This window comes from Novosphingobium anseongense, assembly GCF_037482895.1.
GTDB classification, from domain to species: domain Bacteria; phylum Pseudomonadota; class Alphaproteobacteria; order Sphingomonadales; family Sphingomonadaceae; genus Novosphingobium; species Novosphingobium anseongense.
The window spans coordinates 60,060-86,387 of record NZ_JBBHJZ010000001.1; the positions used below are offsets into that span (position 1 = coordinate 60,060).

Here is a 26,328-nt window from a genome sequence, read left to right on the forward strand (position 1 = left end):
CAATTATATGCTGAACGGGTGTGCAGTATTGCGTGCCTGTGCCAATACCGACATAGCGAGCCGATATAGGGCCGAACATTTGCGAGGGAATGCGATGACCGAGATGGGAAAGATCGTTGAGGTGGCGGACGAGCTGACCGCACCGGTCACGATCGGGCCGGAAGCCTACATTTCCGAGGAATACGCAAAGGCCGAGGCCGATAAGCTCTGGCGCAAGGTCTGGCTCCAGGCCGGTCGGCTCGAAGACATCCCCAATGTCGGCGACTACATCACCTACGACGTGCTGGCCGACTCGGTGATCATCATGCGCAGCGGCGAAACCGAGCTGCGTGCCTTCCACAACGTCTGCCCCCACCGCGGTCGCCGGCTGATCGACACACCCAAGGGCCAGCGCAACGCGCGGGGCAACAAGACCAATATCGTCTGCGGGTTTCACGGCTGGACCTTCGATCGCCAGGGCTCGTGCACCTATATCGAGCACCAGGAAGACTGGCAGGGCAAGCTGACCGAAGAGCGCACCGCGCTCGGCAAGGTCCAGGTCGACACCTGGGGCGGCTGGCTGTGGATCAACCTCGATCCCGATGCCGGCACGCTCGCCGAATACCTCGAGCCGGCGGCGGGCCTGCTCGATCCGTTCGAGCTCCAGAACATGCGGCCGCGCTGGCGCAAATGGGTGGTGTTCGACTGCAACTGGAAGGTCGCGATGGAGGCCTTCAACGAGACCTACCACGTCTCGACCACGCACCCCGAATTCATGGAATTCGGCCAGTTCCGCGGCTGGGGCCGCAACCAGGGGCTGCACTCGAACATCGGCTACGATGCGCCGAAGGGTCGTGAGGAAGACCAAGCCAAGCTGCGCCTCGGCGCCGGCGACGATCCGCGCAAGTCTACCTGGGAAATGCAGGACTTCACCTGGAAGAACGCCAATACCAACACGACCATGACCCTGGTCGAGGCGGCCAAGCGCCTGATCGACGAACTGCCCGAGGATACCCCGGCGCCCGAGGTCTCGAAGCACTGGCTGGCCTCGGCCCGCGCCGCCGACGAGGCGCGCGGCGTGGTCTGGCCCGTGGTCGATCCTTCGCACACGGCGAAGAGCGGCACCTCGTGGCAGATATTCCCGAACACGCAGATCGGCCATGCGGTGAACAACATGCTGGTCTACCACTATCGGCCCTACAAGGCCGATCCCAACAAGTGCATCTTCGAGGCTTCTGTCTACGAACTGTACCCGGAAGGCGAAGCGCCCGAGACCGATTGGGAATATACCGAACCCGGCGACTGGCCGCCTGTGCTCCAGCAGGACTTTGCCAACATGGCCGCGGTGCAGGAAGGCATGAAGAGCTCAGGCTTCCGCGGCACGCAGCCCAATCCCTACATGGAACGGACCGTGCCGAGCCTTCACTACAATCTGGCGCGCTTCATGGGCACAGGGGCGCCGCGCAAGATCGATTGATCCAGGCCGTCGTTCCCGCCTTGGCGGAGATGACAGGGCTTCACGCGACGCGGCGCGGCGCCCTAACGCCGGCCGCGCGTGGCTTCGCGCACGCGCCGCAGCAGATCGTCGAAGTCGCCATCACGCGGGACGAGGTAGATGTCCTTGAGATCGCGCCCCACGGTTTTCATGTCCCTTTCGGTCAGAAGCCCGATGGCGACGATCTTGTCGGTGCCCGTCATTCGTTTGCCCTCGAATACTTCACTGGAACCATGTTCCGGGTATCAAGCGGTTCAGGATTCCCGCCTCGTCCTTGGATGGGGTCGGGGTCGTTATCATCAAGGCGATGACGTAAAACGTGGTCAGGCCGACCAATACCCAGACCACTTTCCGCAGCATCATCTTTCGATCGAAACGATGGCGGACATGTCATTGGGCGACCTCGATAAATAAAGCGTCATGAAGAATGTACGCGGTGGCGGCGTTAGGGTTCCTGCCGCGATGGCTCGCCTCGTCGCAAGACGGCGCGGGTCGGTCGACCGGCCCGGTGCGCGAGCAGCGGGATCGGGCTTAACCCATGTTGGTGGCAAACCGGCGGAAGCCATGGTAAAAGGCAAACAGCGCCGGCCGTAATCGGCCAGTCGGCGCCTGAGAGACAGCAGACGTATGCGCTCCCGCCATAGCTCGGAGCATCACCATGCCTTTGTTTACGATAACGCCATCGGATACCGATCATGCGCCGGTCGAAGTCTCGTCGCCGGACGCGGCTGCCGTGCTCCACACGATCGCGCGCTTGAACTGCGGCGAAGCCGAAGTGCTTGAAGACGGGATTTACGTCTTTTCGGTGCGGCTCGACAACAATGGCCTCTGGCATATCCACCAGCGTAGCGAGGCGGACGCCGAACCGATCCCGGTTTACGGCTGACGCGTCTAACGTCCGCCGCGTGCGATCGCGCGAAGCAGATCCGCGAACTCGTCGTCGCGCACAGGATCGTACAACTTGCGCATCCCTGTATGGAGATTGCGGCGCTCCTCCGCGTCTATGCGGCGGAACCGGCGAGGGGCGTTGAAATCGGGCATGTCGGTAGCAATAACGTCAGTAGCGGCGAAGCGTTCCCTGACGGCGGCGAGTTGTGTCGTTGATCCGTCCAGCCGTGGGCTCGTCGAGCCTTCTATTCGCTGGTTTCGAGGCGCTGGCACATTGTGCCGATCTCCAGCAGCAATAGCTTGGCATCGAACGGCTTGCCGATCAGTGGTGCTTCGAGATGGCCGACGGGCAGGTGGTCGCGGCCGTAGCCGCTGACGAAAAGGAACGGTATCCCGGCACTGGCAAGCGCGTCGGCCACGGCATCGACCGGTTGGCCCTGGAGGTTGCCGTCGAGAATGACCCCATCGATCGCCAGATCGGCGATCAGGCGCAAAGCCGCGGCGGGATCCGACGCCGCGCCGACCACCACCGCGCCGGCATCCTCGACGATTCCCGTAAGTTCGAGCGCGATCAGGGGCTCGTCCTCGACGATGACCAGCCGTAGCCCCTTGATGCCCTGACTCGCGCTGGCGGCGCCCGATGAAGCCGCCGTGCTAGAGCCGCCCGCCGCGATCGGGGCGGTCTTGGCCGAGCCGAGATAGGGCAGGGTCAGCCGCCAGACGATCCCGGCCGTGTCGTAGGTCGCGGTGGCGCTGCCGCCGTCGGCCCTGAGGCTGCGCTCGATCAGCGCCGTGCCGAAACCCCGGTGCGTCGGCGCCGCGAGTGCAGGGCCGCCGCGCTCGATCCAGTCGAGTTCGAGCAAGCCGTTCGCCACGCGCCAGGTCAGGCCGACACTGCCTGCAGGCACCGACAGCGCGCCGTACTTGTGCGCGTTGGTGACCAGTTCGTGGAGCACGAGCGCGAGATGCAGCGCCGGCTCGGGGGCGAGGTCGATATCTGGGCCTCTGGCGGCGAGCCGCTCTGCCGCGAAGGTGCCGATCGCGGCCTGGCCGGCGATCAGTTCGCGCAGGCTAGCCCCTTGCCAGGTCGCGCTGCTGAGCAGCGAATGCGCGCGCGCGAGTGCCTGGACCCGACCGAGGAAGGTCGGCGCGAAGTCCGAAGGCCCTGAAGAGTGACGCAGGGTCTGCTGGGCGATCGCCTGGACCGACGCGAGCGTGTTCTTCACGCGGTGATTGAGCTCGCCGACGAGCAGGCGCTGGGTCTCCTCGGCGCGCTTGCGCTCGGTTACGTCGAGCATCTGGACATTGATCGACATCAGCCGGCCACCAGCGTCGCGGAGTGCCGAGCAATAGCATTCGCAGTCGAGCGTATAGCCTTCGGCCGTGCAGAACCTGAGCGTGCGGGTCGCGCGCTCGGTCGCGCCGTCGATCATTCCCGCCAGCAGTTCGGCGAAGTGGCCGTCGTCGTCGGGGCAGATCCACTTGATCCGCGCGGCACGGAAGCCCGCAACCTCGGCCGAGCGCCAGCCGAACAGCCGCTCGGCGCCCTGCGACCAGGCGATGATGCGCTGCTCGCGATCGAGCTCGACGATGGCGAGCGGCGAATTGTCACGGTGCGCGGTCAGCCGGGCGAGGGCAGCGGCGTGCTCGTCGCGCTGGCGCGCGAGTTCCGCGCGCTGCCGGTACAGCTCGACGAAGATTTCGACTTTGCTGCGCACGACCTGCGGGTCGACAGGCTTGAACAGATAGTCGACCGCGCCGGCCTCGTAGCCGCGGAAGCGGCGGCGCTCGTCGGTGCCTACGGCGGTCAGGAAGATGATCGGCACGCGCCGCGTGCGTTCGGCCCCGCGCATCAGCTCGGCCAGCTCGAAGCCATCCATGCCGGGCATCTGCACGTCGAGCAGCGCGAGCGCGACGTCGTGAACCAGCAGCAGTTCGAGCGCCTCGATCCCCGAGCGCGCCTGGAGCAGCTGGACCCCTTCGTCGCGCAGCAGGGCTTCGAGTGCGATCAGGTTCTCGGGGACGTCATCGACCGCGAGGACGCGGACCAGGTCAGGCGGCGTCATCGGCGATCCCCCGCAGTGGAGCCGTGTTGCGGCGGTAGATCTTCTCGCGCTCGTCGAAGTCGGCGAAGGCCTCGGAATGGCGAGAGAACCGCAAGGTCTCCTTCGAGCCGAGCCCGAGGAAGCCGCCGCGCACCAGCGATTCCCCGAACAGCCCGAGCGCGCGATCCTGCAGGTCGCGATCGAAGTAGATCAGCACGTTGCGGCTGGAGACGAGGTGGACTTCGGAGAAGACCTCGTCGCTGGCCAGGTTGTGCTCGGCGAAGACCGCGCGGCGGCGCAACGACTTGTCGAACACCGCGGCGCCGTAAGCCGCCGTGTAGTAGTCCGAGAGCGAGGCCTTGCCGCCGGCGAGGCGGTGGTTCTCGGTGAACTGGGGGATCCGCTGGAGATCGTAGATCCCCGCCTCGGCCTTGGTCAGCGCGGCGGGGCTGATGTCGGTGCAGTAGAAGATCGTGCGATCCTCGAGCCCTTCCTCGCGGAACAGGATCGCCAGCGAGTAGAACTCCTCGCCATTGGCGCAGCCGGCAATCCAGACCTTGAGCGAGGGATAGGTGCGCAGGTGCGGCACGACCGTCTGGCGCAACGCCAGGAAATAGGCAGGATCGCGGAACATCTCGCTGACCTGAATGGTCAGGAAGCCCATCAGCTCGGCGAAGGTGGCGGGCTGTCGCAGCAGGCGGTGCTGGAGCTCGGACAGGCTGGCCAGGCCGAAGCGCGCCAGTGCGCGCGCCATGCGCCGGTGCAGCGAGGCGCGCGAATAGCCGCGGAAGTCGTAGTGGTACTGACGCCAGATCGCTTCGAGCAACAGGTCGAGCTCGATGTCCTCGTGCGGTTCGAAGGTTTCGATCAGCGCGGCATCCATACCCGTACCAGACTGAGCAATTTGTCGACGTCGAGCGGCTTGGCGAGATAGTCGTTGGCGCCGGCATTGAGGCATTCCTGCTGGTCGCGCTCCATCGCCTTGGCGGTCAGCGCGATGACGGGGAGGTTGCGGCCCCAGTCGCGCCCGCGGATCTCGCGCGTCGCCGTGAGCCCGTCCATCTCGGGCATCATCACGTCCATCAGCACCAGGTCGATCGGCTCGGCCGGATCGCGCGCGGCCGCGTCGAGCGCCTGCAGCGCCTCGATGCCGTTGCGCGCGATGCGCACCTCCACGCCATGCGGTTCGAGCACCGAGGACAGCGCATAGATGTTGCGGATGTCGTCCTCGACCACGAGCACGCGGCGGCCTTCGAGCGCGGCGTCGCGGTTCAGCGACTTGACGATCAGCTGCTGCTGCGGCTCGGGCAGCTCGGAGACGATCTGGTGGAGGAACAAGGTCACCTCGTCGAGCAACCGCTCGGGCGACTTGGCGCCCTTGACGATGATAGACTTCGAATAGCGCCGCAGCCGCAGCTCCTCGTCCTGCGACAGGTCGCGGCCGGTGTAGACGATCACCGGCGGGAAGCCGACGCTCTCGTCGGCGCTCAGCCGCTCGAGCAGGTCGAGCCCCGAGGCGTCGGGCAGGTTGAGGTCGAGCACCATGCAGTCGAAGGTCTCGCGGCCGAGCATGTCGAAGCACTGCGCGGCCGAATGGGCCTCGACCGTCTCGACGTCGCGCGAGGCGAGCAGCAGGCGCACGCTCTCGGCCTGCTGCGCATCGTCCTCGACCACGAGCACGCGGCGCAAGCGGTGCGCCATGCGCTCCTCGAGGCTTTCGAGCATGCCGACGAGCTGCTCGCGCAGCACGGGCTTGAACAGATAGCCGATCGCCCCGCCCGACAGCGCGGCCTGGCTGTCGTCGTCGACCGAGACGACGTGGACCGGGATATGCCGCGTGCGCACGTCGCGCTTGATCCGGTCCAGCACCGAGAGCCCGGTGTGGTCGGGCAGGTTCATGTCGAGGATCACGGCGCTGGGCACGTACTGCCGCGCCAGCAGCGCGCCTTCGTCGGCCGTGCCGGCGATCAGGCACTGGAAGCCCTGCTCGTGCGCGAGATCGGCGAGGATCTGCGCGAAGACCGGATCGTCTTCGACGATCAGGATCACCCGGCTGTCGCCGCTCAGGCCCTCGCGGTCGTCCTCGGGGACATTGGCCGGGCGGCGCAACGCGGGGGCGGGATTGGTCGGCTGGGGCCGCGCCGCGATAGGTGTCGGCGCGGCCGCCTGCTGGAAGAACCCCGGCTCGTAGCGCTCGGGCAGGGCCAGCGAGAAGGCGCTGCCCTGGCCCTCGGCGCTCTCGACGCCGACGTCGCCGCCGAGCAGACGGGCGAGCTCGCGCGAGATCGACAGGCCCAGGCCCGTGCCGCCGTACTTGCGGCTGATCGTGCCGTCGGCCTGGCGGAAAGCCTCGAAGATCACCTGCTGCTGCTCGACCGCGATGCCAACGCCGGTGTCGCGCACGGTGAAGGCGATCCGCCCATCGATTTCGCGCGATACCTGGAGGGTCACGCTGCCGCGATCCGTGAACTTGATCGCGTTCGACAGGAAGTTCTTGAGCACCTGTTCGAGCCGCTGTGGGTCGGTTTCGATCTCGGCGGTATCGGCCCCGGTTTCGATCGCCAGCTCGAGCCCCTTGGAGGCGGCCGAAGGCGCGAACAGCGCCTTGAGCTTGTCGAGCATCGGCCCGACGCGGATCTTGCGCGGCTGCAGTTCGAGCTTGCCCGCCTCGATCTTCGAAATGTCGAGGATGTCGTTGATCAGGGTCAGCAGGTCGTTGCCCGAGGTCTCGATCGTCTGCGCGTGCTTGACCTGGTCGGCCGAGAGATTGCCCGCGCGGTTCTCCGCCAACAGCCGCGCCATGATCAGCAGCGAGTTGAGTGGCGTGCGCAGCTCGTGGCTCATGTTGGCGAGGAATTCGGACTTGTAGCGGCTTGCCGTTTCGAGCTCGCTGGCCTGCGCGCGCAAGGAGGCCTGGGTGCGCGAAAGATCGTCGCGCTGGCCTTCGAGCTGGCGCGTCTGGTCCTCGAGCTGGGCATTGGTCTGCTCAAGCTCGCTCTGCTGCGCTTCGAGCCGCGCCGCCGATTCCTGAAGCTGGCGGCTCTGCGTCTCGAGCTCGTCATTGCTCGCGCGCAGCTCCTCGCTCTGCGCCTGCAGTTCCTCGGCCTGCTGCTGGGTTTCTTCGAGCAGCTCCTGCAGGCGGGCTCGGTACTTGCCCGAGCGGATCGCCACGCCGAGCTGGCCGGCGACGCGCGTCATCAGCGTCTCGGCGTCGGCCAGGCGATCGGCGGGCAGGCCCAGCTCGACCACGGCGTTGACCACGCCGTCGGCGAAGGTCGTCGCCAGCAGCAGTGACTGGGGCTTGGCCGCGCCCAGGCCCGAGCCGAAATAGAGATAGCCCTCGGGCACTTCGGTCAGCACGAAATTGCGGCGGTCGGTCACCGCCTGGCCGAGCAGACCGTCGCCCAGGTCGAAGCGCTCGGGCACCTTGGCGTCGGCGGGAACGCCGTAGGTCGAATAGCGGCGGAAGCCTTCACCGTTGCGGATGAACACGGCGCCGGCGCGCGCGCCGAGATAGTCGCAGAGGAAGCGCAGCGCCTGGCCGCCGAGCTGGTCGAGCGGCAGTTCGCCACCCAGCGCTTCGGCGAGACCAACCTGGCCGCCTTGCAGCCATTCTTCGCGGCGGATCGCCAGCCGGTTGCGGATGAAGAAGAAGCCCACGCTCGCGAGAATCCAGGCGACGGCCACGCCGATCGAGCGGTTGATGATGGCCACTTCGGGATCGACCCCGGCGGGCGCGAGGCTGAATCCGGCGATGGTCAGCAGCGTTGCGATCGCGGCCATGACCAGCGGTACCTGCGCGCGTGGCGCGAGATAGGCGAGAACCACGGGCAGGAGGTAACTGACCCAGACCGCGGTTCCGAGCGGGAACAGCATGTCCGCGACGAAAGGCAGCGCCAACAGCGCTGCGAGGGCCGTGTAGAGCCACGGCGCGCGATCGCTAACGTCGACCGGCTTCATGCTGCGCTCGGCTTCGAATGGCTATCTTTGGAAGATGCGACGTTGACGGCCGTCGCAGCCGGAATGCTTATCGAAAACACATGAAATCCCACCGTTCTGGCGCGAACGCCGGGCCGGGCGAATGGTTCCAGAGAAGGTGAGATTTTTTCGTGGAGGGATCGGCGGTTAGGTGCGGCTGGCTATTTGCCTTCGTACACACTCTCTGTCGGTCGCCTCTGCGCAGGGGCGGCCGACAGGGAATAAGGCGGGAGAGGGGAGCGGTCTCGCCGTGCCCCGATGATCAGAACTTCATCGAGAACGGATCGCGCTTGTCGCCCGAGAAGTCGATGAAGACGTTCTTGGTCTGCATGAATTCCTGGATCCCGGCCTCGCCGCGCACGCGGCCGAAGCCCGAATCCTTCATGCCGCCGAACGGGGCCTGCGGTGCGGCGACGCGGTAGGTGTTGACCCAGACTACGCCCGACTGGATCGACCGCATCATCCGCAGGCAGCGGCTGATGTTCTCGGACCAGATTCCCGAGGCCAGGCCATAGGGCGTGTCGTTGGCGATCGAAACCGCCTCGTCCTCGTCGTCGAACGGGATGATCGACAGCACCGGGCCGAAGATCTCCTCGGCCGCGACCTTCATCTCGTTCTTCACGTCGGCGAAGATCGTGGGTTCGATGAAGAAGCCCTTTTCAAGCCCAGGCCCCTCGGCGCGGCCACCACCGGCGACGAGCCGCGCGCCGTCACCCTTGGCGGCTTCGATGAAGGAGAGGATCTTGGCGAACTGCGGCTCGTTGGCGGCGGTGCCCATTTCGGTCTCGGGCAGGCGCGGATCGCCCATCCTGATCATCGCCGCGCGCTTGGCCAGGCCCTCGACCATGCGATCGTAGACGCCGCGCTGGACCAGCAGCCGCGAGCCGGCGATGCAGGTCTGCCCCGTCGCGCCGAAGATGCCGGCGAGCGCGCCGATCAGCGCGCGGTCGAAGTCGGCATCGTCGAACACGATGTTCGGGCTCTTGCCGCCCAGTTCCATCGTCACGGGCTTGAGGTTGCTGCCCGCCTTGGCGGCGATCAGCCGGCCGACGCCGGGGCTGCCGGTGAACGAGATCTTGTCGACCAGTGTCGAGCCGGTCAGCGCCGCGCCGACGTCGCCCGCGCCGGTGACGACCTGGACCACGCCCGCGGGGAAGCCGGCCTGCTCGCAGAACTTCGCCACTTCGAGCGTGGTGGTCGAGGCGTGCTCGCTGGGCTTGAGGATCACGCAGTTGCCCGCGGCGAGCGCCGCCGGCAGCGTGTTGGTCAGGATCGCGACGGGCGAGTTCCAAGCGGTGACGCAGGCGACCACGCCGTAGGGAACGCGGATCGCGAAATCGAGCGTGTCCTTCTGGTCGAGCGGGATCACGTCGCCGTGCATCTTGTCGGCCCAGGCCGCGTAATAGCGGAAGATCCGCGCGGCATAGCCCATCTGGTTGTGCGTCTCGCGAATGACCTTGCCGTTGTCGGTGGTCTCGAGCAGCGCCATGCGATCGGCATCGGCGTCGAGCAGGTCGGCCACCTTGTTGAGCAGCTTGGCGCGCTCGCCAGGCGTGGTCTTCGACCAGGTCCTGTCGAAGGCGCGGCGGGCGGCGTGGATCGCTTCCTCGACGTCGCCCACCGTGGCGACGGGGATCGTCGCGTGGACCTCCTGGTTGTAGGGATTGATCGCGGGCAGGGTGCCGCCGTCGGCAGCGGGCCGCCACTGGCCGTCGATGAAGAGCTGGTAGGTCGTGGTCACGGGTATTCTCCGGGGGAGGAAAGGCTCAGACGGCAGTGGTGCGGACGGTGGCGACCATGTTCCGGGCCTCGCCCTGCTGGGTCCAGACTTCGGCGCCGTCGTCGGTGACGTCGCCGCAGACGTGCAGCGGCGCGCCGTCGAAGGCGGGCTTTTCGCCGCGGAAGTCGAAACCGGTGATCGGCGCCGACAGCTTGCGCGCGGCGAGGTCGATCAGCAGGGTCGCCTGCAGCGGACCGTGGACGACGAGCGCCGGATAGGCTTCTTCCTCGATCGCATAAGGCCGGTCGTAATGGATGCGGTGGCCGTTCATCGTCAGCGCCGAATAGCGGAACAGCAGCACCGAATTGGGATCGAGCGTCTCGGCCCAGGCCGCAGCCGGTGCCGGGCCGGCGACGGGCGCGGGCAGCGAACCGGCGGCGGGCTCGCGATAGACAAGGTCCTGCTCCTCGCGGATCGCCACGCCGTCGCCCGCGTCGAACTCGTGCTGGACGGTGACGAAGACGAGCGTGCCCGAGCGGCCGGTCTTCTCGGTGACCGACAGGATCGTCGAGGTCTTGGTCACCGTGTCGCCGACATGCAGCGGCTTGAGGAAGGTCAGGCGGCCGCCGGCCCACATGCGGCGCGGCAGGGCCACCGGCGGCAGGAAGCCGCCCTTGGCCGGATGGCCGTCGTTGCCGAGGCCCTGCGGCGGCTTGACGTCCCAGAAGTAGAGCCAGTGGTGGAGCAGCGGCAGTTCTTCGCCGGCCTTGAGCGCGCCGTCGCCGCCGAGCGCCACGCTCAGCGCATTGCTGCGCGCGGGCTCCAGCACGTCCACAACGCTCTGGCTCTTGCCGATCCAGCTGTCGAATTCGCTCACGCAGTCTTTCCTTCGATGATGGGCCGCGAACGGCCGAAGATGGTGCCGGCCAGGGTCGCCAGGCCGGCGGTCAGCAGCAGCACGCTCGTGGTCTGGGACGATCCCTGGACGACGAGCAGCTGCGCGATGAACGGAACGACGGCGCCGCCGAGCACGCCGCCGAGATTGAAGGCGAGCGAGACGCCGGTGTAGCGCGAGCGCACGGGAAACAGCGTCGCCAGCCAGGCGCCGAGCGGGCCGTTGTTGAGCCCGAGCACGAACATCGCCGCGCTCAGGGTGACGCCCGCCACGGCCATCGAGCCCGAGCGGAGCCCGGCCTCGAAGACCAGGCCAAGCAGGGCGGTGCAGGCGGCGCCGATGATCAACACGCGACGCGGGCCGGCGCGGTCGGCCCAGACGCCGGCGATCAGGATGCCGCCGACGTAGAAGCAGTTCGCCAGGATCTGCAGCAGCAGGAAGCTCTCGCGTTCATAGCCGAGACTCGACACCGCCAGCGCCAGGGCAAACGAGGTGGCGAGGTAGAACACTGCGAACGTCGCGACCACGCCGCCGGCGCCCGCGAGGACCTGCCAGCCGTGGCGCGAGACGATCTCGACGATGGGCACGCGCACGACCTCTTCGCGCGCGACGGCCTGCCGGAACTGCGGCGTTTCCTCGATCTTCAGGCGGATCCACAGGCCCAGGATCACGAGCACGGCGCTGGCGATGAACGGCAGGCGCCAGCCCCAGGCCATGAACTGCGCGTCGCTCAGCAGCAGGCCGATCAGCAGGAACACGCCGTTGGCGGCGAAGAAGCCGATCGGCGAACCGAGCTGCATGATCGAGACGAAACGCGCTTCCCAGCCTGGCGGGGCATGTTCGGCGGTCAGCAGCGCCGCGCCGCCCCATTCGCCGCCGAGGCCGAAGCCCTGGCCGAAGCGCATCAGGCAGAGCAGCGCCGGCGCGATCCAGCCCGCCTGTGCATAGGTCGGCAGGAAGGCGATCGCCAGGGTCGAGACGCCCATCGTCAGCAGCGAGGCGACGAGGGTGGACTTGCGGCCGATCCGGTCGCCGAAATGGCCGAAGACCACGGCGCCAAGCGGCCGCGCGAAGAACGCAAGGCCGAAGCTCGCGAAAGCCAGCAGCGTCTGCGCCGCGGGCGACTGCGCGGGGAAGAACAAAGGGCCGAAGACCAGCGCCGCGGCCGTGCCGTAGATGAAGAAGTCGTAGAACTCGACCGCCGTGCCCATCAGCGCGGCCAGCAGCACGCGCCGCTTGGCCTGCATGGGATGAGGGGTGGCCGCGCTCACGTCAGCCCCGCTGGTGCAGCAGCGGCAGGCCCGCGCGCGGCCAGTCGACCGCGATCAGCAGGCCGCGGCCCGAGACGGTGATATAGGCGGTCTTCATGTCGGGCCCGCCGAAGGCGATGTTGGTGCAGTAGGGCTCGGGGCCCTCCCAGTATTCGAGCTTCTCGCCTTCGGGCGAGAATACGGTGATGCCGCCGGTGACCAGGGTCGCGACGCAGATGTTGCCATTGGCCTCGAGCGCCATCGAATCGAAGCGCTGATAGCCGGTGGCCTGGCCGAGCATCTGGCCGCCGTTGGGCGAGGGCCAGGCGATCTTCTCGACCTCGCCGCGGCCCGTGATCGGCCAGTGCCAGAGCCGGCCGGTCTCGGTCTCGGAGACGTAGAGCGTCTTCTCGTCGGCCGAGAGCCCGCAGCCGTTGGGCGTGACCATCGGGAAAATCGCCTGCTTGATCCACGAGCCGTCGGCCGCGGCGTGGTAAACCACGCCCTGGTCCATGACGCCGTCATAGGTCTTGCCGTGATCGGTGAACCACAGGTCGCCCTGCGCGTCGAAGACGATGTCGTTGGGGCCGTTGATCGCTTTGCCGTCGCAGTGGGTGTAGAGCGTGGCGACTTCGCCCGAGGCCAGGTCGACGCGCTGGATCGAGCCGCCGGTGTAGTCTTGCGCGCGGCCGTGCGGGCGGTCGTAGCCCTGGGTCGCGAAGATGTCTTCCTTGAGCCAGTGGAAGCCGCCGTTGTTGGCGACGTAACAGGCGCCGTCGGGGCCCATCGCCGCGCCGTTCGGCCCGCCGCCGAGCTCGGCCGCGACCGACTTGGTGCCGTCGGGCAGGATGCGGACCAGCCGGCCGCCCTTGATCTCGACCACGAGGACCGACCCGTCGGCGAGGACGATCGGCCCCTCCGGGAAGTCGAGCCCGTCGGTGACGATCCGGTAGTCGAGCTTGAAGGTCTGCATCGTGGTTTCCTCTCCCGATCGCCGCTATTTGCGGTCGACCACTTCGATGATCGCCGGAAAGTATTTGTCGCCGATGCCCGCGTCGATCGCCGCCTGGTAGTATTCGGAGACCAGCCGCGGCAGCCGCGGTTCGACGCCCATCTGCTCGGCCAGTTCGATCGTGTAACCGATGTCCTTGAGCGCATAGGCCATCGGGAAGGCCTTGGCCGGGAAGTCGCGCGGCGCCATCGCCTTCTTGGCGTGGGTCTGCAGCGCGAAGGAGTTGCCCGAACCAAGCCCGACCGCCTGGATCAGCGTCTCGGGCGCGACGCCTGCGCGTTCGGCCATGACCATCATCTCGGCGATCGCTGCGACCTGTTCGAACAGCAGCGTGTTGTTGACCAACTTGACCACCTGGCCGCAGCCCACTTCGCCGCAGAGCGTGACGTCCGAACCCATGTAGCCGAGCAGCGGCGCGATCTTCGCGAACAGCGCTGCGTCGGCGCCGACCATGATCGACAAGGTGCCGTCGATCGCCGCCTGGCGCGTGCGTGCGACCGGCGCGTCGGCGAAGACGAGGCCCTCGTCGGCCAGGCTCGCCGCCACCGCGCGCGCCTCGGCGACCGAAGTGGTCGAGAGATCGACGATCACCGTGCCGGGCCGGGCATGCTCGGCGATCTCGGCTGAGACCGCCGCGACCTGCTTGCCGCCGGGCAGCGAGAGGAACACCACCGTCGCGGCTCGAGCGACCTCGGCCACCGAAGCCGCCGCCACGGCGCCCGAGGCGACCTGGTCCGCGACCGCCGCAGGCACCATGTCGAACACGTGCACGGGCGCGCCGTGCTTGGTCACGGCGTTGCGGCACATTCCCGATCCCATCACGCCGAGGCCGATGAAGCCGAGGACAGGCACTTCACTCATTCCCGCACTCCCATTGCCGATCGTTCAGTAGATCACTTCGGCGTCTTCGAGCGCCGTTCGTTCGTCGCGGCCCAGGCCCAGCAGCTCGCCGTAGACGTAGTCTTCGTCCTCGCCGAGCTTGGGCGTGCCGCGATGGATGCCGATCTCGGCGCCCTTCGACAGCCGCATCGGCACGCCGACCGCAGCGCGGTGCTTGCCGTCGGGCTCCTGCACCTCGCAGATCGCGCCGCGCGCACGCAGGTGCGGGTCGGCGGCGATCTCGGGCGTGGTCCACGAACTATGCGCGGCGACGCCCAGACCCTGGAGCAGTTCGGACGTGTCGTCGGCCGGCCGCGTCGCGGTCCAGGCCGAGAGGATCGGTTCGAGTGCGGCGCGGTTGGCGTTGCGATCGGCGGCTTTCAGGAAACGCGCGTCCGTGGCCAGCCCCCCCGCAAAGGCGCCGTCTTCGTCTATCAGCGCGGCCAGCGCCTGCCATTCGGCATCGGTGGTCACGGCGATCGAGACCCAGCGATCCTCGCCCTGCGCCGGATAGACGCCGTGCGGCGCGTGGCTCAGGTGCGCGTTGCCGATGCGGCGGGGCTCTTCGCCCGCGGCGGCCATCAGCAAGGCCTCGCCGAGCAGCGACGAGGCTACCTCGCGCGCCGAAACGTCGACGAGCCCGCCCGCGCCGGTGATCCGCCGCCGCTGCAGCGCGGCCATCACCGCAACGGCCGAATTCATGCCGACCGTGTGATCCATGACGTGGCGCATCTCCACGGGAGGCCCGTCGGCATAGCCGGTCATCTCACCCAGGCCGCCCCAGGCGCCGAACAGCGGCGCATAGCCGGCGAAGTGCCTGTCGGGCCCGCTCTGCCCCGAGGACGAGACGCAGAGCATGATGATGTCCTGCTTGACCGCCTTGAGATCCTCGAAGCCGAGCCCGAGCCGGCCGATCACGCCGGGGCGGAAGCTTTCGGCGGCAATGTCCGAGACCGCGACCAGCCGCTTGGCCAGCGCGACGCCTTCGGGCTTCTTCAGGTTGATCCGCACCGAGAGCTTGGTCGAGGCGACCTGATCGAAAGTCGCGGGCCCCATGCGGCCATAGACCGGATGCGGTTTGCGAAACGCGTCGGGCCGCATGGCGGACTCGATCTTTACAACCTCGGCGCCGAGCTGGCTGAGCAGGTGGGTGCAGAAGGGGCCCGCGTTGTGCACGGTGAAGTCGGCGATGCGGATGCCGGCGAGGGGTTTCATGTCAGGCCTCCACCGCGATGTTGTGTTCGCCCAAGGCCGGCGGGCCGCTGCGCAGTTCCAAAGCCGCACCGTCGAACTGGAACGGCGAGACCAGCATGTCGAACACGCCCGCGCCGGTCTCGACCGGCTGGAACAATCCGCGGACCTTCTCGTGCGGATCGCGCACGACTTCGGCCGGCGTGTAATACTTGGCCAAGGGCACCGACAGCGCCTGCCCTTCGCGGACGATGTCCTCGACCTTGCGCACGGCGGCCCATTCGCGAATGTGGCCGTTGATCATCGGCCCCTGGCGGCTGCGTTCGAGCGAGTCTTCCAGAGCCGGATCCTGCGACCATGCGGGCTTGCCCAGCAGTTCGACCAGCCCGTGCCACTGGCGCTGTTCGAGAGTAAGTAATTCTACGTATCCATCGGCGCAGGGGATCACCCCGCCATAGCGGAACGAGCGTTCGACCCGGTGCTCGATCGAGCCGTCGCCGAGCCGCTGAATGGCGAAGGCGCCAACCGCCAAGGTCGCATCCTGGCTGGCGACGTCGACGAACTGGCCGCCGACCTCGGGCCGCGCCCAGAGCGCCGACAGCGCGCCGAGCGCCGCGGCGATCCCGCCCTGCATCGCGCCGAAATGGCCGTGGACCTTGAGCGGCGCGCGATCGGGAAACATCTCGACCGCGAGGCCATTGGGCAGCAGATAGCCCTCGCCCGAGGCGTGCTGGACCTGGATGTCCTCGCCCTTCCACTCGGCCTTGGGGCCGTGCGCGCCGAAGGGCAGGACCGAAACGTGCACGAGATCGGGATGACTTTGCGCGACGGCAGCCTCGTCGAGGCCGAGCGCCTGGCGCTCCGCGACGGGGGTGTCGTCGATCAGGATATCGGCCTGGCTCAGCAGCGCGCCAAGCGTGGCGCGGCCCTGCTGGGTGTCGAGCTCGGCCACCTGGCTGCGGAAACCCGCGGAAAGATAGGCGAACAGCGCGGAAACGCCGTCCTTGAGGAATGGCGGCTGGCGGCGGAGGGCGGAGCCCTGCGGCGGCTCGACCAACAAGACCTCGGCGCCCATCGTGCCGAGCAGCCGCGCGGCATAGGCCGCAGCGACGCCGCGCGCGATGACCACGATGCGCAGGGAGGCGAGGGGGGCGTTTGTCGAGGCAGTCATAGTTCGATCCGATCTTCAAGGATCCTCCCCTGCAAGGGGAGGGGGACCGCCGCCAAAGGCGGTGGTGGAGGGGTGTCGCCCTCTCGAGAGCGGGACACCCCTCCGTCAGCCCGGCGGGCTGCCACCTCCCCTTTTAGGGGAGGATCAGATAGATCAGCGCACCACCGGCAGTTCGAGATCGAGACCCGAACCGTCGACGAACACCCTGGTGCTCGGATCGAGCGAAGGCAGGATCACCGTGGCGAGGCCCGGCGTGGTCAGTTCGCCGCGCTGGTTCTCGCCCCTGATCTCGATGTCGACGAGCGCGTAGCCGTCCTTCATGTACTTGCGCGTCACGGTGCCGCGGCCCCAGGTGCAGTCACCCATCGTGTTGAAGCGGCTCATGCGCGTCTTGATGCGCTTGAGGAAGCCGGCGTCGCCCATCCAGTTGGTGACCAGCGAAGCCATCCACGACGAACGCTGTGGGCCGTAATCGTAGACGCCGGGGACGCCCACTTCCTTGGCCGTCGACTCGCGGTGGTGGCCAATGCCCGTGTATTCGATGCCGCCGCCGGCTTCCGGGTTGCGGAAGAAGTGGCCCGGGTGCTTGACCGCGTTCTTGAAGATCACGCCGTGGGTGTGGCCGCGGCCGCAACCCACGAGGAAGCCCATCGTGTCCATCAGCGACAGCGGGCCGCGGACGATCTCGGGAAGCTTTTCGCCCTCCTGGACCTCTTCCCAGTAGCGGACGTTGCCGCCGCGGATGTTCTTCTCTTCGTCGAGGATCGCCTGGTCGATGTGCTCGAATTCCTCGGCGGTGTATTCGTGGGTCTTGATGTCCGAATACTTGCCGGCGTCACGCGCGGCCTTGCGCTCGTGGCGGGTGCAGGTGCCGAGAGCGCGCGAGACGAGCTCGCCGCGCTGGTTGTAGTAGCTGGCCTCGACGTACTGGAGCACGAGGGTGCCCGAGAACTGGCTTTCCTTGACCTCGACCCCGACGACGCGCTCGATCGCGGTGATGCGATCGCCCGGACGGATCTGGCGGAAGATTTCCCAGTCGTTGCCGGCGTAGAAGCCGTGGACGCCCGGCAGGCCCCAGCGCGTGCGGCCGACCCAGCCGAAGGCCATCGGGAAGTTGGGGTGCGCCAGGATCGAACCGTGGCGCGTCAGACGCGCGGATTCGAGGTCACGGTAGAGTGGGTTGAGATCGCCGATGCCGTTGCAGAAGTTGCGGATCGTGTCCTCGGTCGCGTCCTGCAGATAGGGCCCTTCGGGGCGCAGCTGCATGCCGATCATGTTTTCGGCGGCCTTGATCGCCTCGGGAGTGATCTTTCCTTCGGCGGCGGCGTGGCCGATGTCTTTGTCTGCGCTCATCGCTTGGCTCCTGATGCGGCGCGGGGATGCTCGGCGCCGGCTGGGGTGGATTCGATGAGTTGGTGCATAATGCATTATCTTGAGGGGTCAAGCGGGCAGCGCATCGTTCCGCGCTTGTTTGCAGGCCGAGCGTTACCTGGGGTTGTCGGGCCGTTGCAGTGCGTTTGCAGTGGCGTGCAGAGCGCTTGCAATTTGCTTGCAGAGGCGCCTTTCGGGCCGCGCGGCGGGTCAGGCCTGCCAGTCGAAATCGGTGCTGTCGACGATCGATCCGTAGCGGCCCATGCAGGCGACAGCGTGCAGGTGCTCGTCGGGCGTGACGCCGGCGCAGCAGTCTTCGAGCACCACGACCTCGTAGTCGCGATCGTGCGCTTCGCGCGCGCCCGAATGAACGACGCCGTTGGTCGAGACGCCGCACATCACGATCCGCTCCACCGCGTTGGCGCGCAGGATCGGTTCGAGCGACGTCCCGTAGAACGGACTCACGCGGTGCTTGATCACGTCGAAGTCCTGCGGATCGGGCGCTAGCGCGGCGTGGACCTCGCTGCCCCAGGTGCCGAGCTGGAATATCCCGTTTTTGCGCGCGCCCGAAAAGATGGGCGAGGCGGCGGGAGCCTCGCGATAGTCGGCAGAAAAGCCGACGCGGACATAGCCGATCAACGCGCCCGCCGTCCGCGCGGTGGCAATGGCCTTGGCGGTGTTGTCGAGGACGTTTCGTTCCTTGACCTGAGTGCCATAGGTCTGCGCGTTGAAGCCGTCCTCGGCGACGAGATCGTTCATCATGTCCATGACGAGGAAGAGCGTTTTCTTCATGGGTTTGGCCTTTGATTACAGTAGAAAAGAAGGGGTATCTCGCACGATGACACAAAGACGCGAAGAGGTCGGCATTGCGGCGAAGCCGCCGCTCTCTTCCCGTGATGTTTCAGGGAGAAAACTGGCCTTCGGCCGAGCGCAACCTCTTCGTCCCTTCGTGTCTTCGTGCGAAAAAATCCTTGTTCTTCAGGCGGCCGAAACCGAATGCTTGAGCTCGGTCCAGCCCGCCTCGATATGCTGCCGCGTCGCCAGCATTGCCGCCGCGACGTCACCGCCGATGAAGGCCTGGAGCAGGTCGCCGTGCTCGTTCGCCGCGCGGCTGACGCGGCCCTTCAACTGGTTGATCAGGTCGAACGGATAGCGCGCCCACAGGATCTGCACGAAGTGCAGGGTCTGCGGCATCCGCGCGATCTCGAACATGCGGTGGTGGAAGCGGTAGTTGGCAGCGCGCGCGGTCTCGTTGTCGCCGGCGTCGAAGGCCGTGGCGAATTCGTCGGCCATCACCTTGAGTTCGGCGATGTCGGCCGCGGTCGCACGCTCGACCGCGCCGCGCACGAGCTGGGTTTCGAGCAGGATGCGCAGGTTCAAGGTCTCGGTCGAAGCCTCGATGTCGAACGGCGCGACCACCGCGCCGCGGTAGGAATCGCCGGCGACATAGCCTTCGGCCTCGAGCAGCTTGAGCGCCTCGCGCACTGGCGTGATCGAGGTGTTGAGCAGCGTGGCGATTTCCTGCTGCTTGAGCCGCGCGCCACGGGCGAAGCGGCCCGATATGATGCCTTCGCGCAGGAAATCAGCGACTTGCTCTTCCTTGGTGCGAAACTGCATCATCGTATCGGTCAACTCTTCTGTCGCACCGGGGCCCAGGCGAAATCGCCGTCCTGATAGGCCTTGGCTGCGCCCGAAGACAACAGCGCCTCGATTTCGGCAGGGGCATAACCGAGCGCTTCGAGGAGCGGGCGCGTGTGCTCGCCGATCTCGGGCGGGGGCAGATTGGGCACGATCTCCCCGTCACCGGCAAACTCCGGCACTTCGAACTGCAGGCCGCGGAAGGTCAGCTCGCGCAGCTTGCCCGGCTGGCGGGCCTGCGGCGCCTCGAGCACGCGCTCGAGCGGCACGACCTCGTTGAAGCCGAGCCCGGCCGCGCGCAGCCGGCGTTCGGCCTCGGCCTGTGAATAGCGGCCGACCGCCGCGCTGACTGCCGCCTCGACCGTCTCGCGCGCGGCCTTGCGGTCGCGCAGCTTGGCATAGGCCGGGTCGCCGTCCTCGGGCATGTCGAGCGCCTTTGTCAGCTTGGCCCAGTGGGCATCGGTCAGGATTAACAGATAGATCCAGCGCGAATCTGCGGTCAGGTATGAACCATAGCCGGGCATCGAGAACTCGCCGCCGCCTTCCTTCTCGAGCCGGCCAAGCAGCTGGGTCTTGAGCTGCATGCCCGCCAGGTCGCGCGCCGCGAGGTGCAGGCCGGTCTCGTAGAGGCCGATCTCGATGCGGCGGTCGGCCGCGGTGGGTGCCGGGTTGAGCAACGTCGCCAGCACGCGGATCACCGCATAGGTGCCGGCGAACTGGTCGTGGTACGACGGCCCGAAGCGCGTCGGGCGGCCGTCGACCCGGTGGTCGTCCATCGCGCCGGTCGCGGCTTCGGCGATCGGGTTGGTCATCAGGTCGTCGGCCTGGGGACCGTGAGTATAGCCCTTGACGTGAACGTGGATCACGTCGGGATTCGCCGCTGCGCAGTCGTCAGCCGTGACGCCGAGCTTGCGTGCCGCCGAGGGCGCGAGGTTGTGGATCACGACGTCGGCGGTAGCGGCGAGGCGGCGGAACACCGCCTTGCCGTCGGCGGTCGTCAGGTCGAGGCAGATCGCCTGCTTCGAATGGCTATAGGCGACGATCGTCCCGCTCGGCCCCCCGCGCACCAGCGAGCGCGTCGTGTCCCCCGCCGGCGGCTCGATCTTGATGACCTCGGCCCCAAGCTGGGAAAGGATATGCGTGGCGAACGGCGCGGCAATCATCGTGCCCAGCTCAAGCACGCGCTTCCCCGCCAACGGTCTGGATCGATCGGTCATGCGGCTCTGCTGACAGATAATGCATTATCCATCAAGAGGGTATCGGGCGGCTGGAGCCTGTGGTCGGCTTGTCCTATAGCGCTGGCATGACGAACACGAAGCATGACGAAGTGACGATCGACCGGCAGGCGCTGGCGCAGGAGGTGATCGTCTCGGCGGGGAAGCTGCTGCGGGCCGCTGGCTTCGATCGTGACGAGATCGGCGATTTCTTCCGGCAGGCGGCCGATATGCTCGGCGATGGCACGGGGGCGGCGACCGTGCCTTCGCAGGGCCGGCCAGCGCGCGGGCTCGCCGGCGTGACGGCGCAGTTCGCCGGCCATTCTGCGGTGCAGGAACTGGCGCGGCTCGGTGCCGAAGCGCAGGGCTTGCTGCCGCTGGCGGAGGACAGTCCGCAGCTCAAGCAGGCGTTCGACACGGCGATGCAGATCGTGCCGCTGCTCGCCGAGGCGCAGAACGCCTTGCGCGTCCTAGCCGGCGACGCGGACCTGCCGCTGGTCGCGAATCTGTCCGAGGCGGCCGATGCCGGTGGGGAGATCGTCTGTCTCGAGCAGTTCGAGACAGCCTATGACGAAGCCCTGGCCGTGCTCGGTGCGGTGATCGAGGCGCTGATCGAGCGCCGCGACGGCGAGGCTTTCGCGTTCCTGCTCGGCCACTTCGCCGAGAACGGCGTAGTGATCGGCGGACCGCTGGAAGCCGTGATCGCCAGAGGCGCCCGAACCTTCGTCGGCTAGCCCGTCACAAAAAGAAACGGCCCCCACAAGGGGAGCCGCCAAGGTTTACGCGATCGCTCGCGGGGTGACTTTCACACGGCCCGAAGGCACGGGTCATTCGGCCTTCTTGCGGCCGCCCATCGACAGGCGCCAGTCGGGCGGGAACAGCGAATCGTTGTCCTTCACCGCGTTGTTGAGGCCCTTGTCGAAGGTCTCGTCGCCGAGCGTGAGCTGGTCCTCGTTCTTGACCATGCCAAGCATCGATTCGAGCCAGGCTGCCAGGATCGAGCCCTTGTATTCGCCCTGTTCCTGCTTGAAGACCTCGAAGAAGGTCTTCTGCATCATGACGGTGTCGGTCGGGCGGCAATTGGCGCAGGCCATCGCATATTTCATCGTCTCCGCTTCGAGCTGATCGCGCGGGACTACCGAGTTGACGAAGTGCAGTTCCTTCATCTCGGCGGCGGTGAAGGGGCGGCCGGTGAAGACCATTTCCTGGAACTTGCGCAGGCCCATCATCGTCGCCCACTGCCACATGCGCGGCGCCCAGCCGACGTAGCGGAACGAGGGGTGGCCGAACAAGGCGTCGTCCGACGAGACGATCAGGTCGACGTCGGCCGCCTGGTAGAAGTGCCAGCCGTAACAATAGCCCTTCACTTCGAGGATCGAGATCTTCTTGAAGTCCTGCAGCGCGCGGTTGCCGAAGTTCGAATTGGCATAGAGTTGCACGAGCGAGGCGAGGTAGCGATAGGAATCGCCGGCCGGATACTTGACGCCTTCGTCCTCACCGATGCGGAATTCGCGGAGCAGCGAGGCGCGCGAATCCGCCGAGAGCATGTCGGCCTGCTCGGGCAGGTCGCCGCCGCCCCCGAAGTGCTTGCCGTTGCCGCGGATCACCAGGACCTTGACGTCGTCGTCGACATTGGCGCGGTGGATCAGGTCCGAATAGCGCAGCCGCATGTCGACGCTCATCGCGTTGAGGTCGTTCGGGCGGTTGAAGGTGATCGTCGCGATCTTGGTGCGCGGATCCTTCTCGTAGAGGACCGCTTCCTCTGCCGGCGGAATCTTGGACGCGGCGCGCGCGGCACCCGCGGTCGTTGCAGAAACCATTTTCCTCTCCTCGATGCGACTCTGGCCGGCGCACGCAGTCGACTCGAAGTCGGTTGGCGGCGTGGTCAGGTGGATCATTGCCTGGAAAATTTTGTGGGGCAATCCAGAGGGACGATCAACGCGCGCGGAGGCGAAGGGCGGTCGCAGGTCAGCGCGATTGCGAACACAATCAATTACCCGCCGGCTATCATGGGATAGGCAGCAGCGCTAATCGAAGGCCAGAGGTGTCGACGGAATGGATTGGATCGAAGGTGATATGTTCGGCATGGCGATGCCGGCCCATCCCGAGGCCTTGCTCGCTGCCGGCGCGGCGTTCCTGACCGAGGCCTTCCACAAAATCGGTTCGCTGTCCGCCGATAACGCCGTCGCGCAGATCAGCCGGTTCGAGGACTGCCCGCGTGGCAGCACGGGGCGCAAGGTCCTGCTCTCGGTCGAATATGCCAGGCCCGATCCGGCGCTGCACACCGACCTCTTCGTCAAGTTTTCGCGCGCTTTCGACGATCCGTTGCGCGACAACCAGCGCTACGAGATGGAAGATGAGGCGCGCTTTGCGGCGCTTTCGGTCGGCGACTTTCCGATCGATGTGCCCGCCTGCTATTTCAGCGACTTCCACCACGAGAGCGGCACCGGCATCATGATCACCCAGCGCATTCCGTACGGGGAAGGGCGCAACGAGCGGCACTACGAGAAATGCCTCGACTGGGAGATGCCCGATCCGCTCGATCACTACCGCGTGATCATCGCGACCAACGCGCGGCTCGGTGTGGCGCATCGCGCCGGCCGGCTCTCCCCCCGGATCGACGAATATTTCGGTTTCGACCGCGCGGCGGCGATCGCCTCGGATAGAATCCGCTACGATGCGCAGAAGCTGAAGAACCGGGTCTCGCGCTATGCCGAGTTCTGCCGCAATTACCCGCAGCTCCTGCCGGTCAACATCCGTGCCGACAGCTTCCACGAAGCCCTGATGCGCGACGTGCCGCGCTTTCTCGAACACGAGCAGGCGATCAAGACCTGGCTCTATGCGCGGCCCAAGAACGTGGTCTTCGCGCACTGGAACGCCAACGTCGACAATGCCTGGTTCTGGCAGGACGAGGACGGCCAGCGGCATTGCGGTTTCATCGACTGGGGGCGCGTCGGCCAGATGTCCGTCGCCCAGGCGCTGTGGGGCACGCTGTCGGGCGCCGAGCCCGAACTGTGGGACGCGCATCTCGACGAACTGCTCGCGCTCTACGTGGCGCAGTTCGATCCCGCGCAAGGGCTCGATCCGGCTGAAATCCGGCTCGAGATGGACATGCACGTCGGCCTGCTCGGGATCTGCTGGCTGCTGGACGCCGTGCCGCTGATCCTGCGCGAGATCCCCGATCTCGACCAGGCCGAGAGCCGGCGTGACCGCCGCTTCGTCGAGAGCGAACGCGCGCGCACCCAGCTCCACATGCTCACGGTGTTCATGAACCTGTGGGAGACGCACGATCTCGGCCGCAGCCTCGATACCGTGCTGGCGCGGGTCGCCTAGCCGCAGGCCTCCATCGCCTCGGCTGCCAGGCGGGCCAACAACGGGAACTTCTGTCCGCGTTCATGCGCATGCGCAGAGGCGGCGGTGCCGCGGATTGCACGGCCTTTGATGCCGTGGAAGATCGCGGCGAGGCGGAAGAAGTTGAAGGCGATGTAGAAGTCCCAGTTGGGGATCGCATCGCGGCCGGTGCTGCGGCAGTACATGGCGATGTATTCGGCCTCGCTCGGGATATTGAGCGCGGCAAGATCGGCGCCTTTGAGGCCGGCGACGATGTCGGGCGGCATGCGGTACATCATCGCGTGGTTGGCAAAATCGGCGAGTGGATGGCCGAGGGTCGAGAGCTCCCAGTCGAGCACGGCCAGGACTCGCGGCTCGGTCGGGTGGAAGATCATGTTGTCGCAGCGATAGTCGCCGTGGACGATCGAGGATTCGTCGCCTGCCGGGATGTTGTTCGGCAGCCATGCGACCAGTCGGTCCATGTCGGGATCGCGCCCGGCTTCCTCGTCGGCGAGGTACTGTTTCGACCAGCGGCCGATCTGGCGCTCGAAGTAGTTGCCAGCCTTGCCGTAATCGTCGAGGCCCACCGCCGAAACGTCGACGCTGTGAAGCTGCGCCAGAGCGCCGTTCATCGCCGCGAAGTAGGCCGGCCGTTCCGCGTTCGAGACTCCGGGGAAGGTCGCGTCCCAGAAGATCCGGCCCTCGACCATGTCCATGACGAAGAACCAGGTGCCGATCACCGAATCGTCGGTGCAGGTGCCGAAGACGCGCGGCACCGGAAAGCGAAGCGGCGACAGCGCGCTCATCACCCGCGCCTCGCGCTCGACCGCGTGGGCGCCTTTGAGGATGTCGCCCGGCGGCTTGCGGCGCAGCACATAGCGGCGGTCGGGGGTGACGAGCTGGTAGGTCGGGTTCGACTGGCCGCCCTTGAACTGGCGGACCTCGAGCGGCCCGGCATAGCCCTCGACGTTCGCCTCCATCCAGCGCGCCAGCGACGCCGTGTCGAAGCCATAGCCCTCGCGGACTGCGGTCGTGCCCGAGTTCGCCGCTTCGTCGTGCGTGCTCATGCCTCTTGCGCCTCGCGCCATTCGCGGCGGATCTTCTTGGCGAGGCTCCATTTGTGGACCTCGGTCGGGCCGTCGTAGATGCGGAACGCGCGGATCTCGCGGAAGACCTGCTCGACGATCGTGCGCTCGGTCACGCCGATCCCGCCCATCACCTGCACGCAGCGATCGGCAATCCGCATCAGCGCCTCGGACACCGCGACCTTGGCCATCGAGCTTTCCACCGTGCCGAGATCGCCGGTGTCGAGCACCTGCGCGCACCAGTAGATCATCAGCTCGGCCTGCTTGAGGTCGATGCGGTTCTCGGCGAGCATGAAGCCCACGCCCTCGTGCTCGATCAGTTGCTTGCCGAAGGCCAGGCGGCGGCAGGCATAGTCGGTGGCGATCTCGTGCGCGCGGATGCAGGCGCCGAGCCAGCGCATGCAGTGCGAGAGGCGCGCGGGGCTCAGGCGGATCTGCGCGTACTTGAAGCCTTCGCCGGCCTCGCCGAGCATCTGGCTGGCGGGCACGCGCAGGCCGTCGATCGTCAGGGTGGCGTGGCCGCCGGGCATCGAGCTGTCGATCGTGTTCGGCACCTCGTCGATGCGGATCGCTGGATCGGGCAGGTCGACGAGGAACATGCAGGCACCTTCCTCCGCCTTGGCCATGACGATGCCGACCTTGGCACCGGCGAAGCCGGTGATGAAGGTCTTGCGGCCGTCGACGATCCAATCGCCCGAACCGTCTTCGGCGCGGCGGCAGGTTGTCTTCATCATCGAGGGGTCGGAGCCCGCGCCCTGCCAGTCGGCCGGCTCGGTCATCAGGAAGGCCGAGCGCGCCTCGCCCGCGAGCAACGGCCTGAGGAAACGCTCCTTGATCGCGTCGCTGCCGACATGGCCGAGCAGGTACATGTTGCCCTCGTCGGGGGCGCTGGTGTTGCAGCCGTAGGGCCCCAGCGGCGAGAGGCCCGAGCGGATGAGCAGGTAGGCGGTCTCGACCTGCGTGCGGTGCGAACCGTCGGCTTTCACATGCGGCGTCAGCAGACCTTCGGTGCGGCCGAGCGCCTTGAGCTCGGCGACCAGCTCGTCGGTCGGCGCGCCGTGGTGATCTCGGCGCGGGTCGCGCTCGTAGGGCACGATCTTGTCACGCACGAAAGCCTCGATGCGCGCGCCGAGCGTGCGGACCTCTTCGGAAATGTTCATCGTCGCGGCGTCCATCGGCCGTCGTCT

23 protein-coding genes are annotated in these 26,328 nt (G+C 67.0%); 4 read left to right on the plus strand and 19 right to left on the minus strand.

The genetic code is table 11. The annotated features are described in order from the left end of the window. The first annotated feature begins 94 nt into the window (after positions 1-94). A complete protein-coding gene (locus WG901_RS00280; RefSeq protein WP_339585030.1) occupies positions 95-1,456 on the plus strand; it encodes an aromatic ring-hydroxylating oxygenase subunit alpha in 1,362 nt (453 codons plus the stop codon). Positions 1,457-1,518: 62 nt separating this feature from the next. Here the strand turns inward: WG901_RS00280 and WG901_RS00285 are convergent, their stop codons facing one another. Continuing rightward, the gene (locus WG901_RS00285; protein ID WP_339585031.1) at positions 1,519-1,677 is read right to left on the minus strand and encodes a hypothetical protein; all 159 of its coding nucleotides are present in this window, start codon (positions 1,675-1,677) and stop codon (positions 1,519-1,521) included. A gap of 455 nt (positions 1,678-2,132) precedes the next feature. On the opposite strand from WG901_RS00285, the gene WG901_RS00290 reads away from it, so the two are divergent. Continuing rightward, the gene (locus tag WG901_RS00290) at positions 2,133-2,360 is read left to right on the plus strand and encodes a hypothetical protein (protein ID WP_339585032.1); all 228 of its coding nucleotides are present in this window, start codon (positions 2,133-2,135) and stop codon (positions 2,358-2,360) included. A gap of 5 nt (positions 2,361-2,365) precedes the next feature. Here WG901_RS00290 and WG901_RS00295 read toward each other — a convergent pair whose 3' ends face one another. The 15 genes from WG901_RS00295 to WG901_RS00365 form a co-directional block, all read right to left on the minus strand. Further along, positions 2,366-2,515: a hypothetical protein gene (locus WG901_RS00295; protein WP_339585033.1), complete on the minus strand. Its 150-nt coding sequence runs from the start codon at positions 2,513-2,515 to the stop codon at positions 2,366-2,368. A gap of 92 nt (positions 2,516-2,607) precedes the next feature. Continuing rightward, the gene (locus WG901_RS00300) at positions 2,608-4,428 is read right to left on the minus strand and encodes a response regulator (RefSeq protein WP_339585034.1); all 1,821 of its coding nucleotides are present in this window, start codon (positions 4,426-4,428) and stop codon (positions 2,608-2,610) included. Next, positions 4,415-5,290: a CheR family methyltransferase gene (locus WG901_RS00305; RefSeq protein WP_339585035.1), complete on the minus strand. Its 876-nt coding sequence runs from the start codon at positions 5,288-5,290 to the stop codon at positions 4,415-4,417. Before WG901_RS00305 ends, WG901_RS00300 begins: the two co-directional genes overlap by 14 nt. Then, positions 5,275-8,367: a response regulator gene (locus WG901_RS00310; RefSeq protein WP_339585036.1), complete on the minus strand. Its 3,093-nt coding sequence runs from the start codon at positions 8,365-8,367 to the stop codon at positions 5,275-5,277. The genes WG901_RS00305 and WG901_RS00310 overlap by 16 nt, the downstream gene beginning before the upstream one ends. Positions 8,368-8,647: 280 nt before the next feature. Next, positions 8,648-10,126: an aldehyde dehydrogenase gene (locus WG901_RS00315; protein ID WP_339585037.1), complete on the minus strand. Its 1,479-nt coding sequence runs from the start codon at positions 10,124-10,126 to the stop codon at positions 8,648-8,650. A gap of 25 nt (positions 10,127-10,151) precedes the next feature. Beyond that, complete coding sequence (locus WG901_RS00320) at positions 10,152-10,982, minus strand: HTD2 family dehydratase (protein WP_339585038.1); 831 nt, start codon at positions 10,980-10,982, stop codon at positions 10,152-10,154. Then, entirely contained in the window at positions 10,979-12,247 is a 1,269-nt protein-coding gene (locus WG901_RS00325; protein ID WP_339586609.1) for an MFS transporter, read from the minus strand. The genes WG901_RS00320 and WG901_RS00325 overlap by 4 nt, the downstream gene beginning before the upstream one ends. 25 nt (positions 12,248-12,272) lie before the next feature. Next, complete coding sequence (locus WG901_RS00330; RefSeq protein ID WP_339585039.1) at positions 12,273-13,223, minus strand: SMP-30/gluconolactonase/LRE family protein; 951 nt, start codon at positions 13,221-13,223, stop codon at positions 12,273-12,275. Between the two features lie 24 nt (positions 13,224-13,247). Further along, the gene (locus WG901_RS00335; RefSeq protein WP_339585040.1) at positions 13,248-14,123 is read right to left on the minus strand and encodes an NAD(P)-dependent oxidoreductase; all 876 of its coding nucleotides are present in this window, start codon (positions 14,121-14,123) and stop codon (positions 13,248-13,250) included. Positions 14,124-14,147: 24 nt separating this feature from the next. Then, positions 14,148-15,356 (minus strand): CaiB/BaiF CoA transferase family protein, encoded by a 1,209-nt coding sequence (locus WG901_RS00340; RefSeq protein ID WP_339585041.1) that lies wholly within the window; start codon positions 15,354-15,356, stop codon positions 14,148-14,150. A 1-nt stretch (position 15,357) separates the two neighbouring features. Then, positions 15,358-16,503: a CoA transferase gene (locus WG901_RS00345; RefSeq protein WP_339585042.1), complete on the minus strand. Its 1,146-nt coding sequence runs from the start codon at positions 16,501-16,503 to the stop codon at positions 15,358-15,360. A gap of 153 nt (positions 16,504-16,656) precedes the next feature. After that, entirely contained in the window at positions 16,657-17,856 is a 1,200-nt protein-coding gene (locus tag WG901_RS00350; RefSeq protein ID WP_339585043.1) for an FAS1-like dehydratase domain-containing protein, read from the minus strand. Between the two features lie 228 nt (positions 17,857-18,084). After that, a complete protein-coding gene (locus WG901_RS00355; protein WP_339585044.1) occupies positions 18,085-18,666 on the minus strand; it encodes a cysteine hydrolase family protein in 582 nt (193 codons plus the stop codon). A gap of 186 nt (positions 18,667-18,852) precedes the next feature. Beyond that, on the minus strand, positions 18,853-19,494 hold the full coding sequence (locus WG901_RS00360) for a GntR family transcriptional regulator (RefSeq protein WP_339585045.1): 642 nt from the start codon (positions 19,492-19,494) through the stop codon (positions 18,853-18,855). Between the two features lie 8 nt (positions 19,495-19,502). Further along, a complete protein-coding gene (locus WG901_RS00365) occupies positions 19,503-20,729 on the minus strand; it encodes a CaiB/BaiF CoA transferase family protein (RefSeq protein ID WP_339585046.1) in 1,227 nt (408 codons plus the stop codon). Positions 20,730-20,815: 86 nt separating this feature from the next. Here WG901_RS00365 and WG901_RS00370 point away from each other — a divergent pair, with 86 nt between their 5' ends. Further along, positions 20,816-21,460: a Smg family protein gene (locus tag WG901_RS00370; protein WP_339585047.1), complete on the plus strand. Its 645-nt coding sequence runs from the start codon at positions 20,816-20,818 to the stop codon at positions 21,458-21,460. A 93-nt stretch (positions 21,461-21,553) separates the two neighbouring features. Here WG901_RS00370 and WG901_RS00375 read toward each other — a convergent pair whose 3' ends face one another. Continuing rightward, entirely contained in the window at positions 21,554-22,546 is a 993-nt protein-coding gene (locus WG901_RS00375; RefSeq protein WP_339585048.1) for an enoyl-CoA hydratase/isomerase family protein, read from the minus strand. 235 nt (positions 22,547-22,781) lie between these two features. Here WG901_RS00375 and WG901_RS00380 point away from each other — a divergent pair, with 235 nt between their 5' ends. Next, positions 22,782-24,059, plus strand: a complete 1,278-nt coding sequence (locus tag WG901_RS00380) for a hypothetical protein (RefSeq protein ID WP_339585049.1) — start codon at positions 22,782-22,784, stop codon at positions 24,057-24,059. Here WG901_RS00380 and WG901_RS00385 read toward each other — a convergent pair. Both WG901_RS00385 and WG901_RS00390 read right to left on the minus strand, forming a co-directional pair. Further along, complete coding sequence (locus WG901_RS00385; RefSeq protein ID WP_339585050.1) at positions 24,056-25,123, minus strand: phosphotransferase; 1,068 nt, start codon at positions 25,121-25,123, stop codon at positions 24,056-24,058. The genes WG901_RS00380 and WG901_RS00385 overlap by 4 nt on opposite strands. Further along, complete coding sequence (locus tag WG901_RS00390; RefSeq protein WP_339585051.1) at positions 25,120-26,316, minus strand: acyl-CoA dehydrogenase family protein; 1,197 nt, start codon at positions 26,314-26,316, stop codon at positions 25,120-25,122. Before WG901_RS00390 ends, WG901_RS00385 begins: the two co-directional genes overlap by 4 nt. Positions 26,317-26,328 lie beyond the last annotated feature (12 nt).

What these genes read in the sequence shown, in the direction of transcription:
- WG901_RS00280 (WP_339585030.1), top strand. Translation starts at nt 95, where the DNA reads ATGACCGAGATGGGAAAGATCGTTGAGGTGGCGGACGAGCTGACCGCA.
- WG901_RS00285 (WP_339585031.1), bottom strand. Translation starts at nt 1,677, where the DNA reads ATGACGGGCACCGACAAGATCGTCGCCATCGGGCTTCTGACCGAAAGG.
- WG901_RS00290 (WP_339585032.1), top strand. Translation starts at nt 2,133, where the DNA reads ATGCCTTTGTTTACGATAACGCCATCGGATACCGATCATGCGCCGGTC.
- WG901_RS00295 (WP_339585033.1), bottom strand. Translation starts at nt 2,515, where the DNA reads ATGCCCGATTTCAACGCCCCTCGCCGGTTCCGCCGCATAGACGCGGAG.
- WG901_RS00300 (WP_339585034.1), bottom strand. Translation starts at nt 4,428, where the DNA reads ATGACGCCGCCTGACCTGGTCCGCGTCCTCGCGGTCGATGACGTCCCC.
- WG901_RS00305 (WP_339585035.1), bottom strand. Translation starts at nt 5,290, where the DNA reads ATGGATGCCGCGCTGATCGAAACCTTCGAACCGCACGAGGACATCGAG.
- WG901_RS00310 (WP_339585036.1), bottom strand. Translation starts at nt 8,367, where the DNA reads ATGAAGCCGGTCGACGTTAGCGATCGCGCGCCGTGGCTCTACACGGCC.
- WG901_RS00325 (WP_339586609.1), bottom strand. Translation starts at nt 12,247, where the DNA reads ATGCAGGCCAAGCGGCGCGTGCTGCTGGCCGCGCTGATGGGCACGGCG.
- WG901_RS00330 (WP_339585039.1), bottom strand. Translation starts at nt 13,223, where the DNA reads ATGCAGACCTTCAAGCTCGACTACCGGATCGTCACCGACGGGCTCGAC.
- WG901_RS00335 (WP_339585040.1), bottom strand. Translation starts at nt 14,123, where the DNA reads ATGAGTGAAGTGCCTGTCCTCGGCTTCATCGGCCTCGGCGTGATGGGA.
- WG901_RS00340 (WP_339585041.1), bottom strand. Translation starts at nt 15,356, where the DNA reads ATGAAACCCCTCGCCGGCATCCGCATCGCCGACTTCACCGTGCACAAC.
- WG901_RS00345 (WP_339585042.1), bottom strand. Translation starts at nt 16,503, where the DNA reads ATGACTGCCTCGACAAACGCCCCCCTCGCCTCCCTGCGCATCGTGGTC.
- WG901_RS00350 (WP_339585043.1), bottom strand. Translation starts at nt 17,856, where the DNA reads ATGAGCGCAGACAAAGACATCGGCCACGCCGCCGCCGAAGGAAAGATC.
- WG901_RS00355 (WP_339585044.1), bottom strand. Translation starts at nt 18,666, where the DNA reads ATGAAGAAAACGCTCTTCCTCGTCATGGACATGATGAACGATCTCGTC.
- WG901_RS00360 (WP_339585045.1), bottom strand. Translation starts at nt 19,494, where the DNA reads ATGATGCAGTTTCGCACCAAGGAAGAGCAAGTCGCTGATTTCCTGCGC.
- WG901_RS00365 (WP_339585046.1), bottom strand. Translation starts at nt 20,729, where the DNA reads ATGACCGATCGATCCAGACCGTTGGCGGGGAAGCGCGTGCTTGAGCTG.
- WG901_RS00370 (WP_339585047.1), top strand. Translation starts at nt 20,816, where the DNA reads ATGACGAACACGAAGCATGACGAAGTGACGATCGACCGGCAGGCGCTG.
- WG901_RS00375 (WP_339585048.1), bottom strand. Translation starts at nt 22,546, where the DNA reads ATGGTTTCTGCAACGACCGCGGGTGCCGCGCGCGCCGCGTCCAAGATT.
- WG901_RS00380 (WP_339585049.1), top strand. Translation starts at nt 22,782, where the DNA reads ATGGATTGGATCGAAGGTGATATGTTCGGCATGGCGATGCCGGCCCAT.
- WG901_RS00385 (WP_339585050.1), bottom strand. Translation starts at nt 25,123, where the DNA reads ATGAGCACGCACGACGAAGCGGCGAACTCGGGCACGACCGCAGTCCGC.
- WG901_RS00390 (WP_339585051.1), bottom strand. Translation starts at nt 26,316, where the DNA reads ATGGACGCCGCGACGATGAACATTTCCGAAGAGGTCCGCACGCTCGGC.